Raw genomic sequence first — 11,728 nt, 5'->3', positions numbered from 1 at the left:
TCACGGTGTTTCCTTCGATGACGCCATTGGTGCTTGACTACTTCAGCAGGCGAGCCGCTGGATTGTCTTCTACCGCACCTGCTTGAAAGTACCCAATCACGCTCGCCACCGAGCGATGTTCGGTCATCGCCATCACCGCTGGCAATGGCACGCCTTGCTTGCCCGCCTCCGTGACGAAGCCCGAGCGTAAGCTATGAGCACCAAAGTCCCCCTCCAGCCCCGCCATGGCCGCCCGGCGCTTCACGATCGCAGCCACCGAGCCGGGGAGCAGGGCAGGGCCCACCCGATCCTTCCAGATTCGCCGGAAAATCGCCCCCTCGGTTATCCCCCCAGCTTCGAGCCAGGCGGAGAGCACCCTAGCACTGCGCCCCAGGATCGGTTTGTCCGGCGTCGAATCCGCCTTCACCCCAGCCTGCTGTGTCTTGGAATACTCCAGCCGGTAGATGTAGCCGTCCTCGCCGACCTTACGCAGGTCCCGCATATCTGCGGCGGCGATCTCGCTGCGCCGCCGCCCGCCACTGGCAAAGCCAAAGCAGAGTAGGGCACGATCACGCAGCCCTTCCAAACTGTCGTCACAGGTCGCCAGCATGGCCTCGAGCTCAGGGCGTGTGATGGCGGTCTTCTTGGTCGGCCGCTCACCGCGCTTGACTGAGGCTCGGCGGGCGCGGCTCAGCAGCGTCCTGACACTGGGCAACTCGCACGGGTTGGCCAGGCGCTTGAGCTTGTGCGCCGTAGACAGCACCGCCACGCGCTGGACCACGGTCGACAGCTTCAACGGCCCGACTTTGGCCTTGAGGCCGGCGGCCACCAACGCCTGATCAATCGCCGGCGGCAGCTCACTGACTAGGCCGGTCGTGTTCTTGCGCTGAATGTGGTCGACCAGGAACTGGATGACCATGGCCTCGCCCGTCGGCAAGGTCAGTTCGACGCCGTAACGGGCCTGGTGCCAGCCGGCCCAGTAACGCAGAGCGGTGGCGTAGCTGCGAGTGGTGTTGGCGGCGGCCGCTTCGGCGAGTAGTTCGCGCACCGCCTCGGCAGCCTGCTGGGCCAGCTGCTCCGGCAGTACCAGATGGGTGGCCGTCGCCGGCAGGGAGGACAATGTGCTATTTTTCTTCATACTATGTAATACGCGTTATGAAATAAGGCATGTACTGACGATAATCATCACTTATCGCGAGTACTTCAATTGCAGGGCAGGGCGCCGACACAGGAGGCAATTCCATGGCTAGAGGCATCACCGAAGCGGACGTGCACGGCGCGGCCGACGCCCTTGTTGCCGCCGGGGAACGCCCCACGGTGGAGCGTATCCGAGCCCATCTGGGCACCGGCTCTCCAAATACGGTGGTGCGGTGGCTCGAAACCTGGTGGCAAGGCCTCGGGGATCGCATCGCCAGCAATCGCGAGGCCCGCATTGCCACCGCCAACGTGCCTGAGGCCGTCGCTGCCCTGGCAGGGCAGTGGTGGACGCTAGCCTTGGACCAAGCGCGCACCCTTGCTGAGGACGCCGTCGCCACTGATCGCGCCACCCTGCTCGATGCGCAGCATGACCTGGAACATGATCGACGCGGCATGCGTGAAGCGCTGACCCAGAAGGAAGGCGACCTTCAAGCGGCTCTCCAAGCTGAGCGCCTCGCGACTGCGCGTGGCGCCGAACTCGAACGGCTCGTTGCGCACCTCCAGCACCAACTGGATGAACTCGGCCAGCAGCGCAACGCAGCAGCAGCGCGGGCCTCGGAGGCGGAAGGCGCTCGCGACTCCCTTCAAGTGCAGCTGCGGCAGGTACAGGACGCCGCGCGAGCTGAACGTGACACGTTGATCCAGTATGTGCGCGCCACGGAAGACCGTGCACATACCGAGGTTGACCGAGCCCGCCAGGAGTCCAGAGAGATGCAGCAGCAGCTGGCGGCACTCCAGAAGGAGGCGGCGCGGGCAGAGCGCCACCATCACGAACTCCTTGAGCGCACCCAGGCCAGTGCTGCCAGCATGCGTCAGGAATTGACGGTTCAACAGACCAGGGCAGACGCACTGGAAGCCCAACTGGGCAATTTGCGGGACCTGCCCGCGGCATTGGAAGCTGCATGGCGTCAGCGTGCCGACCAAGATCGCGCCGAGGACCCTAAGCCGGTACGCCCCCGAAGTACACGTGGGACAGCAGGAAGTGCACGTAAGAAAGGCAGTCTAAAGCAGGGGACCTCCACGTGAACATTAAGCCTGGCCAAGGCGCCCAGCCGGACTGGTGCGCGATTGAGCGCGCAGCGAAGTTAGAGCTCGAGCGCCGCACTGCAGCTGCACACGCTCGGATCCTGGAGCTCCTTCAGCAGCATGTTGACGCGTTCACTCCCAAGCAGAGGGCGATCATCCGGCGCCGCCTGCGCTCACGCTCCGAATAGCTCTTGGCTATTCCTCTTCATTAAATTCGATGAGCGCCGCACGCAACACCGCAGCGGGTACGGCGAAAGCGCGGAAATAAACTACCGGAGGCGCAAAGAAGACGGCCGCACGCGCGCTCAAGCGTGGCAAATTATCGTGACCTCCCCATTTTGTGTGTGGTCACACGGCTCGAGATGGCTGACATGGGCGTTGGTTTACAGGGTCAGCCATGTAAGCATCTGCCAGTGCAATTGCGGAGATCTCAACGCCGCAGCGTAGAGGTTGGATTACCTCCTCAACAGTTAGCACCGTATTAAATCTGTTCCGACCAGTTTCGCTAAGAGCTTTCCTGAGCATCGCGACGCGGTCTTCATCAATGGTCTGGGCATTTCGTGCATCCCGCAGCAGCTGCATCTGCAGCCCAGCGCGGCGAGCCATACGGTGACGGTGGAAGTGCGTCAAATCGAACTCGATTCCGTCTGCGAGAGCTTGATTGCGGTTCATAGCGCAATTCTTTGTCATAGCCGAGCCCGCACGCAAGGGCGCAGCCCTGTGCGAAGACACATGTCGTAGCCGATGGGCTTGACGGGACAGCGATTCGGGGCATTCGCGGATATGGTCAGGGCCTAGTTCGTGTCAATAGAGAGCTAGAAAAGGCTTTAAATTCAACGAGGGGCGCGAACTAGGACCAAATGACACGAATTAGGAATGCCGACATCATTTGGGCACGTCGCCTCAGCCAGCGCTTGAACATAATATACATTATGCGAAGTTTCGTATGGGCGCTGCTCAAGGAGTGGCTGGCACTGAAATTGCGGCTATGTGTTGACCGCATCCTTCAGTCCCCAGCGGCCGCGCTAACCCTCCTCAATGCCTGCACTCAAGGCACCCCAATCTGCAACGTACGCGCTCTGGTATCCCCAGTTTCCGCAATCTTGTACCGTGCAACGCTTAGCGCCACACCTCTTCTTTCGGTCATCGCACGGATGTCATTTTGAATCCGTACGCCCTCTACCTTGTCCATCAGGCCAAAGAGATCAATCAGTCCGTCTGCCAATGTTGGATTCCCGAGCGCTTTGTCGAGATTCCGAAAGGCCTTGCCGGACACCCCAAAGCGGCCCCGCATCGCTGTCACATCATAGACGTGTTGTACTTTCAGAGGGACGGTCTGGACCAATACGAGCTCGCTGATCTCAAGCGATGCCGTTGCGGTCGTAAACTTGCCCATATTGTGCTTAGTTGCTTTTGCACGAAGCCTGCTTGTAACCACGTGGACATCAAAAGTGCCGGCAATGGCATTGCTATTGCCATCTGTGGTCACGGTAAAGGTCTGATCACCTTGCTTGACGGTCACGGCTAGCTTGGGAGCTAACGATTCATCTCCAAGGTGATGCTACTCCTTCGGCAGCTCCATTCGCTTGGTTCTGAGCGCCGAAAAAGCTGCGGCAAGTGAGCTTTTGCCAAACCCGTTAGGGGCGACGAGCAGTGACGGCTTGTTGGGGATGATGTCAAGGGAAAACGTTTGATTCTTAATCCCCCTGACGTTCTCTATGCTGATTGATCTAATCATCGTCCCTGCCTTACGAATTCAATAAGCATGTGGCTTAGGTTGTCGTGTCGACTGACTCTCAAGCCGTCAGAGCTAAAGTCGGCGCTAATTGCGTTGGCGGAACTGAAGCGGGGCCTGGCCGCTCGCGCCTCAAGAGAGCTCGCTGGCAATCTTGGCAAGATAATCTTGTGCTTTTTTAATGATGGCAGGCGCACATGCCATGCAAATGTTTTTGCGCTGTCCCGGAACTGGTTCGTAAGCAAAGTGCTTTTCGTCCGCCACGATTTTGTGTTTTGAACTGACGTCACAAGTTCGCGCGGCCTTGGCTACTTCATAGCGGAAGCTGCTGAGGATATTCCTAGTCGTTGCCATTTACTTTCCTTGTATGTATCCGATGCCGAAAGGTCTTTTTCCAGACGAACCAGTAATCTTTCCGCGGGGCTATACAGACTGAATCATCTCACACCAAGGAATTTTCTACACCATGAACGCGGCAAGATTCACGTAGTGCGCCAAGTCCATCAGGCGACGCAAGCCAAGGGCTAAGTGCTTCTCATCGGCATTCGGAGGTCTAACTTGAATACCGGATTGGTCACAGTGGTAGGCTGCCCTACGGTCATTGGCAAAGGGTCGCGTAATCCGCGGTCTGAATCTTTCCCTTCCCTACCCTTCATAACACAGCCTAGTCGCTGATCCAGATACCACAGCCCTATCCCTCCCTGCCCCTTCTTACCACCCGCTCCGCCACACCCGCTCTTGACCGAGGCAAATCTCAGTTCTCAAGACTGGGCCGTATAGAATGAGGCGAAGGGAGATTGCCAAGGATCGCGATGAATTCGTTCACTCAGGCAGGACTAGATGATGTCCCCCCACTGTTCGATCGCCTGCCATTGGAGCTCTTCCGTCCGTTGGCTGCCAGCAACGGGCGTCGCTACTGGATCATGCTGTGCCGCCTGATCGGCGAGATGTGGGGCGATGGTGGCCGTTCGCCGGGCGAGGAAGCGCCGAAGCCGGTGGTCATACGCCAGATCGAAACCCTGTTGGCCGCCGACGACCCATGGGACGAAGAACTCGAAACGCCCATCACCATCCGCGCGCATGACATTGCCCGCTTTCTCGTCGATTCGGGTTGGCTGAGCCTGCGCCGCCGGGGTGTGGCAGAGATGGTTACTGTGCGTCCGGTCATCGCCCAGTTCCACACCGTGTTGTGCGAATTCGCGCAACACGAGCCCGAATTTCTCGGCAGCAAGGTGCGCTCGATTTTCCTGAATCTGCGCGCCGCGTTCAGCGGTGACCAAGACCAATATGCCGAAGCTGCCAAGCAGGCCAAGCAGTGCATGGCCTACATTGCCAATACCGGCTGCCGGGTACAGGATCTGATGGATGCGTTGATGAAGCTCGCATCGCCAGGCGAGTTCGTGCGCGGCTTCTTCGAGGAATACGTCGAAAAGATCTTCATTGCCGATTACAGCGAGCTGCGCACCAAGGATCATCCACTGCAGCATCGTTCGCAGATCGTGGCCATGACCTTGCAGCTCCAGCATGACGCGAAACAGCACGAGGCCTTGCTCGCCTGGTACCAGGAGAAGAAAGCCGGCGGTGACCGTAACCGCGCGGAGTATCTGTACGAGCGCGACACCCGCCTGCTGATGCGTCTGAAGGACGTGGACGAACAGTTGCAGCGGTTGGATGAGGAGATCCGCGATGCCAACCAGCGAGCCATTGCCTTCATCGAATACAAGATGCGCGCGCCCAAGCAACTGGACAAGCTGCTTGCGCGCGCCATGCAGGCCACCAACCAGCTCGATGAAGGCCACGTGGCATTGCCCGCAGCCTCCGGATTCCGGCACGCGGGGCCGGAGCTGCTGGCGAAGCCCCGTACCGCAACCAGGCCAGCGGTGGCCACCGCCGTGGAGAAGCGCCCACCCACATTGCGGGAACTGGCCATGGAGCAGTTGCGCAAGCGCATGGCTGACAACCGCCTGGTCGACAGAGTGAAGCTGGCCAACTACGTCGGCCGTCACCTGCGTGATCGCATCTCGGTGACCTCCGACGAACTGGGCATCGAGTCAATCAACGACCTGTGCTGCTATCAGCGCCTGCTGCTGATCGCCGCGCATGATGCGTGTCCGCCATCGCAGCGGCGATCTGATCCGCAACTACAAATGCTCAGGAGCGTACGCATCGAGTTCATGCCCAATGGCACGACGTCCAACCCCTATCTCGAACATCCCCGGTTCCACATCCAGCGTGAGCTTGTCCGATGAGCCATTGGGAGCGGTTGGCCACCCAAAGCCAGATCCATGCTGAAAGCGACTACCAGAAAGCCGGCTACCGGCTGGTCATGGAGCACGTGCTTTATGCCGGCGATTCGCGCAGCCGCACCGCGTACGAGTTGATCGTCCGGCACCGCAAGGACTACGACGCCCTGCTCGCCCAGCTCGGCATGACTATCACCCACAACCCGCATATGGGTTACGTGGTGGCCACACCCAGCCAGTATGTTGCCGACAAGATGCGCCTCTCTGAAACACGACTGGCGCTGGTGTTGCGCCGCCTGTACGACGACAAGATGCATGTTGCCGAGATCGTCGGTGGTGAGGCCTTCGTCGACATGATCGAGCTGGAGCGCGCCTACAAGGATCTCCTCAACCGCGAACTGCCAGCCAGTTCTGCGCTCAACGAGCAATTGCAGGCGATGAAGCGTTACGGCATCGCCCGCCTGGAGGACACGCATGACGAGCAGCGTCAGCAGGTGGTGATCCGCCCCGGCATCGTCGACGTGTTGGGCGAAGCCGCCCTGCTGCAACTGGCCGCACATGCCAATGCACCGGAAGAGGACGCATCCGATGAAACAGCTTGAGTCGCTGGGGTTGGTGCAGTACTTCCTGTACGAGCGAGAGGATCTGCAGCTGGGCGGCAATACCGCCTTTCTCGGACCGAACGGCACCGGCAAGACCGCGTTGCTGGATGCCTTCCAGATCGTGCTGCTGGCTGCCGACAGCAACAGGACCCACTTCAACGCCTCCGGTGAGAGCAAGAAGCGCGCCCGCAGCTTGCGCGAGTATTGCCTGGGTGTGTACGGGCAAAGCGATGCCGAACGCTGCCGCCCCTCGGCCAACACATACATCAACTTGGTATTCCGCGATCCGGAAACGGGCGTGCCGGTCACGGCGGGGGTATCGCTCTCGGCCAGCGTCGGCGACCCGGATCACACCTTCAACAGTCTCTACATCCTGCCGGGTGTGGCGCTGGCCACCCGGGACCATATGGATCCCGAGGCCGACCGGGAAACCATCCTGCCTTGGCGTAAGTTCCAGCATGTTGCCAAGGACGCCTGCACGCTGGTCGGCACCACGCCGGTTTTCACCCAGAACCGTGAAGACTTTCTGCGCCAGCTTTTCGTTGGCCATCTGGCTTCGCCCGGCGAGCGTCCCAACACGCGCGCCATTCGCTCGGCTTTCGCACGCTCGCTCAAGCTCAACAAGGACGTGGACGATCTCAACGAGACCTTGCGCCAGCATTTGATCGAGCAGCGCCTGACCAACGTGAAGGCGTTCCGAACGCGGCTGGAACAGTTCCGCGAAGTGCGCGAGATGATCCGTCGCCTGATCGATCGCATTGAGCGGGCCGGTGTGGTGGTCGACAAATACGTACAGGTGAAGCGCGAACGCACCATCCACACCAACCTGGATGCATTGCGTGCGGCATACGAAACGGAGCGCATCGGTGAAGCGCTGAGCGAACAGCAGGAGAAGGCCGCAGAAGTGGCGCGCCAGCTGGAAAAAGCCGGGCTGGACCTGAAACGTGCAACCACCGAGAAGAGGCAGGCTCAAGAGGCGCGCGATCGTGCCTTCGAACTACGCAGCATTGATCCGGAGTACCTGAAGCAGGCTGGTGAAACCGAGCGCTTGAAGGACAAAGAAAAGCAGCACGCCGAAAAGCACAGGGAACTGGGCAACCTGTTGAAGCTGGCGCTGGAAGCGGCCGTTAGCGCTGGAAAACTGTCGGTGATGGCCGACCATCAGGGCGACTTCGAAGACGTTGTCCATCAGTTGCTCGACCTGCAGCAGCACGCCGAAGCACTTGCCGTGCCGGAACCGGTCGCCATTCAGTCCGCGATGCTGGCCATGGCCCACGTGCGCGGCCTAGTCAACAAGGCCTTGTCCCATGCCGATCGCGAAGTTGAAAAAGCCCGTGACGCATGGCGCGATGCACGTAGTGCATGGGAGCGCAACCGGCGTGGTCTGACCACGTTGCGCCCGCCGGTGATCGCGCTGCAACGCTTATTGGCTGACGCCGGCATTGATGCCCAGCCGGTCTGCGATCGGGTGAGGATCGCTGATCCACAGTGGCAGCCGGCGCTGGAGGCCTATCTGGGCATCCATGTCGATGCACTGCTGGTACCGGAAGCGCGGGAACTGGATGCCATCCGCATCTACAAGGAGCATAAGGAGGCGCGAACCATCTTCCGAGTGAAGCTGGCCCTGCCCTCGCGTGGCCGCGCCTGGGTAGCCCGGGGTGGCGGCAAGTTCGCTGCACAATTGATCGAGGGTGAAGACAAGGCGGCCGTGCGCTACCTGCAAGGGGAGCTGGGTCAGTTGTCGCTGGCCACTAGCGCCGAGCAACTACAGACTGGCGTCAAGGCGCTTTCCGTTGAGGGCATGGTCAGCTCCGGCGGCGGCGTCGAGCGCTTGCGCCCTCCTGCCCGCAATGAGTGGCTGATTGGCCGCAGTGACACTGACGCGCATCGTCACGGGGCGCAATTGGCTCTTGACGACGCCAAGGCTGCGCTGGACAGCGCCACCGCACAGGTCGCACACGTCACGCCGGTCGAACAGCGCCTGTCCCTGTTTGCGGATGCTGGCACCACGTCGCCAAGACTGGACGCCCTGTTCACTGCCGCGGCCGAAGGTAACCGCGAATTGCAGGATCTGCGCAATGCACTGCTTGCCACCCAGTCCGGTCAACTGGCCAGCCTGAATGAAAACTTTGAATTGGCAGGCAAGCGGCTATCCGATGCGGATGCTGGCGAAAAGCGGTTGATCGAACTCAAATCAACGCTGGAAAGCGAATTGCGTAACTCTCAGGACCGCATTAAGGGGTTGACCGAGCAGCAAGACCTTGCCGTGCTGGATGAAACCAAAACGCGTCAGCAGCCGCTGTACAACGCCAACGAGGTGCAGCGTCACCGCGAACGCTATGACGAGCGCCACGGCGACCGCTGGAACGAACTGCTGGCTGCTTTGCAAAGTGCCATCCGCAACGCCGAAACGGCCGCGGAGAACCATGATCGTGAAGCATGGGAAAAATTCAGTTTTTATATCCGTGACTTCCAGTTGCAGAACACCGATATCGCCAGCAGCCAGTGGGAACGCGCGTACGGCTTCATCCTCAATGATCGGCAGCGCCTGGAAGACATGGAACTGGCTGAGCAGGAAGCACGATCAAAAGAGGCCTATGAAGCGGCGGTCAAGGTGTTTCGCACGGACGTGGCACAAACCCTGCTGGAAGGCTTTGACGCTATCAAGGAACAGATCGATGGTCTTAACGACGTGTTGAAGCACGCGCCGGAGTTCAGCAACGGCGAGCGCTATCATTTCAAGCACACGCCGGTCGAACAGCATCGTGCGCTGTACGACTTCCTCAAGCGCGTACGCGAGCACGGTAATGCGGAGGAAGACATCTTCGGCGGTGCAGGCAAAGTGCCCGACGACTTCAAGGCACTGGTCGAAGGCGATGCCAGCTCCGAACTTCTGAATGAAACCAGCCCGCTCAACGATCACCGCCGCTTCTTCAGCTACGACGTGGAAATACTTACTGGAAGCACGTCCATCGGGCTGCTGAGCAAACGTCTTGGACCTGGCTCCGGCGGTGAGCATCGCACTCCTTTGTATGTGATCTTCGGTGCTGCACTGGCAGCGGCGTACGGCAAGTCGCGCAGCGCGAAGACCAGCGGCGGCATCATGCTGCTGGACGAAGCTTTCGAAAAAATGGATGCGCAAAACGTTCGCGCCACAGCCGACTATCTCAATGCCCTCGGCTTGCAACTGGTCATGGCCGGGCCCGAGGCGGATCAGGCCAAGATGTCCTCGTTTCTCAACATCTACTACGACATGGCCCGTTATGGGTCGCGCACCGTGCAGTTGACAAGGAACGTCGTGCTCGACGAGGCCCGCGAACTTCTGCAAAGCGACAATTACCTGCTGCATCCGGAACTTCTGGACATGGCCATGAAGGACATGGCGGAAACCGAACATGACCCTGGCTGACGAGGTGCTATCAGGTCTGCTCGCGCGAGGCGAACGCGCGCGCCTCCGGGGCTCCAACCGCGCCATCCAGACCACGTTCACCAACGAGGACTCGCCCTATTGGCGACTAGGCTATGCACAGCGGCAGCACGTGCATGTCCGTTTTTCCGCTGCCGAACACGCGGGGGCCGTGCAATTGCGCTGGGCGAGGCAAGGTGGCGACGACCGTCCGTTGGAAAACATTCGCTTGCTGGATGCGGACAAGCTGGCGGCATTTCTTGGCATCGCCAGCCGATCCGAAACGCTGCAGAAATCACGCGAGACCTTGACCCCCTGGCTGGCGACGCATCCTCGCGTGATCGAATTGCTGGATGCCTGGAAACACCTGAAGACGCCGCGTGGACTGGGGGCGGAAAGCACCCCTGATGTCGCGGCTGCATTGCTGGTGCTCGATGCGCTACAACTCGAACAGGGCGAGGACCAGATCGTCCGCGCCTTCAGCCGTCGTCTGTTCCGTGACAGCAAGCGAATCGAGGCACTGGTGCGCCATATCGACCTGCTCACGGCAGAGCAGCTCAGCTCACCTACGCGGCAGCAGGAAGAAGTGTTCGGCGCACTGGGGCTGGTCAAGGAACCTCGGCCCTTCCTGATGGCCGGCACCGGCAGTCTTACGCTCGAATCAACGCAGGGCTGTCCCGTCGCAAAACCCTACATCGGCGTTTCAGGCAGGCACGTTATTGCCTATGCAGGTATGCCGGCGTGGGTTCTGAGCATCGAGAATCTGACCACGTTCCATCAGGCCAGCCAGCACCCGGATGCCGACGCTGGCCTGATCCTCTACACAGGCGGGATGCCATCCCCCAGTTGGTGCCGCGCTTACGCCACGATTCTAGAATCCATTCCACCGCGCATCTTGGTCTATCACTGGGGCGACATCGACCAGGGCGGTTTCCGGATTGCGGCACATATAAGGCGCAAATGCATCCTTCGCCATGCGTTTCTTCCATGGCTGATGGACGCTACACAGTTAAGCGGAACGGCACTCTCCGAAGTGACAGAAGCCGAGCGTGGCCGCATGGCGCGGCACGCACATGATGCCGGTTGGGATGCGCTTTCCCGACACATGCTGGCGCAGACTATGGAGCAGGAAGGCATCGCCATTCGCTTGCCGCCAGTAGTTGCTTGAATCTGCGGCTTCGACATCCCCGCAGTTTGACAGCCGTAAAGGCAGCCATAGCAGGCAATCACGATGAAGTACGAACAGCTTAAGGGCAGGCCTTTCTACCTGCGATAACGCGCCCTAATCAGCGTCCTTGTATCGGCCGGCCCTTCGTAGATGTCTCGGAGCCATAAGTCATGGCGACGATAGAGATACTTAGGCTGGCTATTGGAACCATTGGAACGCCTGCCAAGGCCTGCTGCCGAGCCTCCTGGCGGGGCTCACAGCATGGGTGATGGTCGGGCCGACGCGCGTGACACTCTGGCACTCAGGCTCACTCATGTCATGAGCCCTGTTCTGCTCGATCACGCAGTGGCGACCGCTCTCGCTTGGATCGCC

General features: G+C 60.1%; 9 protein-coding genes. 5 read left to right on the top strand and 4 right to left on the bottom strand.

Features of this window, described 5'->3' with window-relative positions; translation table 11 throughout:
- Nucleotides 1–37: 37 nt before the first annotated feature.
- Nucleotides 38–1,117 (bottom strand): site-specific integrase, encoded by a 1,080-nt coding sequence (locus PJ250_RS17440; protein ID WP_271645868.1) that lies wholly within the window; start codon nt 1,115–1,117, stop codon nt 38–40.
- Between the two features lie 104 nt (nt 1,118–1,221).
- On the opposite strand from PJ250_RS17440, the gene PJ250_RS17435 reads away from it, so the two are divergent.
- Nucleotides 1,222–2,202, top strand: a complete 981-nt coding sequence (locus tag PJ250_RS17435) for a DNA-binding protein (protein ID WP_271645867.1) — start codon at nt 1,222–1,224, stop codon at nt 2,200–2,202.
- A gap of 348 nt (nt 2,203–2,550) precedes the next feature.
- On the opposite strand, the gene PJ250_RS17430 is transcribed toward PJ250_RS17435, so the two are convergent.
- From PJ250_RS17430 to PJ250_RS17420, 3 genes are all read right to left on the bottom strand, one after another.
- Nucleotides 2,551–2,874: a hypothetical protein gene (locus tag PJ250_RS17430; RefSeq protein WP_271645866.1), complete on the bottom strand. Its 324-nt coding sequence runs from the start codon at nt 2,872–2,874 to the stop codon at nt 2,551–2,553.
- A gap of 376 nt (nt 2,875–3,250) precedes the next feature.
- Nucleotides 3,251–3,724, bottom strand: coding sequence for a hypothetical protein (locus PJ250_RS17425; RefSeq protein WP_271645865.1), 474 nt, complete (start codon nt 3,722–3,724; stop codon nt 3,251–3,253).
- Between the two features lie 345 nt (nt 3,725–4,069).
- Nucleotides 4,070–4,291, bottom strand: a complete 222-nt coding sequence (locus tag PJ250_RS17420; protein ID WP_271645864.1) for a hypothetical protein — start codon at nt 4,289–4,291, stop codon at nt 4,070–4,072.
- Nucleotides 4,292–4,749: 458 nt separating this feature from the next.
- Between PJ250_RS17420 and PJ250_RS17415 the strand changes: the two genes are divergently transcribed.
- From PJ250_RS17415 to PJ250_RS17400, 4 genes are read left to right on the top strand one after another with little or no spacing between them, the layout of a single operon-like run.
- Complete coding sequence (locus PJ250_RS17415) at nt 4,750–6,186, top strand: Wadjet anti-phage system protein JetA family protein (RefSeq protein WP_271645862.1); 1,437 nt, start codon at nt 4,750–4,752, stop codon at nt 6,184–6,186.
- The gene (locus PJ250_RS17410) at nt 6,183–6,782 is read left to right on the top strand and encodes a DUF4194 domain-containing protein (protein WP_271645861.1); all 600 of its coding nucleotides are present in this window, start codon (nt 6,183–6,185) and stop codon (nt 6,780–6,782) included. Before PJ250_RS17415 ends, PJ250_RS17410 begins: the two co-directional genes overlap by 4 nt.
- Nucleotides 6,769–10,191: an SbcC/MukB-like Walker B domain-containing protein gene (locus PJ250_RS17405; RefSeq protein ID WP_271645860.1), complete on the top strand. Its 3,423-nt coding sequence runs from the start codon at nt 6,769–6,771 to the stop codon at nt 10,189–10,191. Before PJ250_RS17410 ends, PJ250_RS17405 begins: the two co-directional genes overlap by 14 nt.
- Nucleotides 10,178–11,356 (top strand): Wadjet anti-phage system protein JetD domain-containing protein, encoded by a 1,179-nt coding sequence (locus PJ250_RS17400; RefSeq protein ID WP_271645859.1) that lies wholly within the window; start codon nt 10,178–10,180, stop codon nt 11,354–11,356. Before PJ250_RS17405 ends, PJ250_RS17400 begins: the two co-directional genes overlap by 14 nt.
- The last annotated feature ends 372 nt before the right edge of the window (nt 11,357–11,728 follow it).

It is taken from the genome of Pseudoxanthomonas sp. JBR18, from assembly GCF_028198165.1.
Classification (GTDB): domain Bacteria; phylum Pseudomonadota; class Gammaproteobacteria; order Xanthomonadales; family Xanthomonadaceae; genus Pseudoxanthomonas_A.
The sequence above is the reverse complement of the archived record's forward strand: the minus strand, read 5'-3'. Positions and strand labels throughout refer to the sequence as shown.

Bases quoted from the DNA above. Each gene is read 5' to 3' on its own strand.
- PJ250_RS17405 (WP_271645860.1), top strand. From the start codon at position 6,769: ATGAAACAGCTTGAGTCGCTGGGGTTGGTGCAGTACTTCCTGTACGAG.
- PJ250_RS17440 (WP_271645868.1), bottom strand. From the start codon at position 1,117: ATGAAGAAAAATAGCACATTGTCCTCCCTGCCGGCGACGGCCACCCAT.
- PJ250_RS17415 (WP_271645862.1), top strand. From the start codon at position 4,750: ATGAATTCGTTCACTCAGGCAGGACTAGATGATGTCCCCCCACTGTTC.
- PJ250_RS17435 (WP_271645867.1), top strand. From the start codon at position 1,222: ATGGCTAGAGGCATCACCGAAGCGGACGTGCACGGCGCGGCCGACGCC.
- PJ250_RS17400 (WP_271645859.1), top strand. From the start codon at position 10,178: ATGACCCTGGCTGACGAGGTGCTATCAGGTCTGCTCGCGCGAGGCGAA.
- PJ250_RS17420 (WP_271645864.1), bottom strand. From the start codon at position 4,291: ATGGCAACGACTAGGAATATCCTCAGCAGCTTCCGCTATGAAGTAGCC.
- PJ250_RS17430 (WP_271645866.1), bottom strand. From the start codon at position 2,874: ATGAACCGCAATCAAGCTCTCGCAGACGGAATCGAGTTCGATTTGACG.
- PJ250_RS17410 (WP_271645861.1), top strand. From the start codon at position 6,183: ATGAGCCATTGGGAGCGGTTGGCCACCCAAAGCCAGATCCATGCTGAA.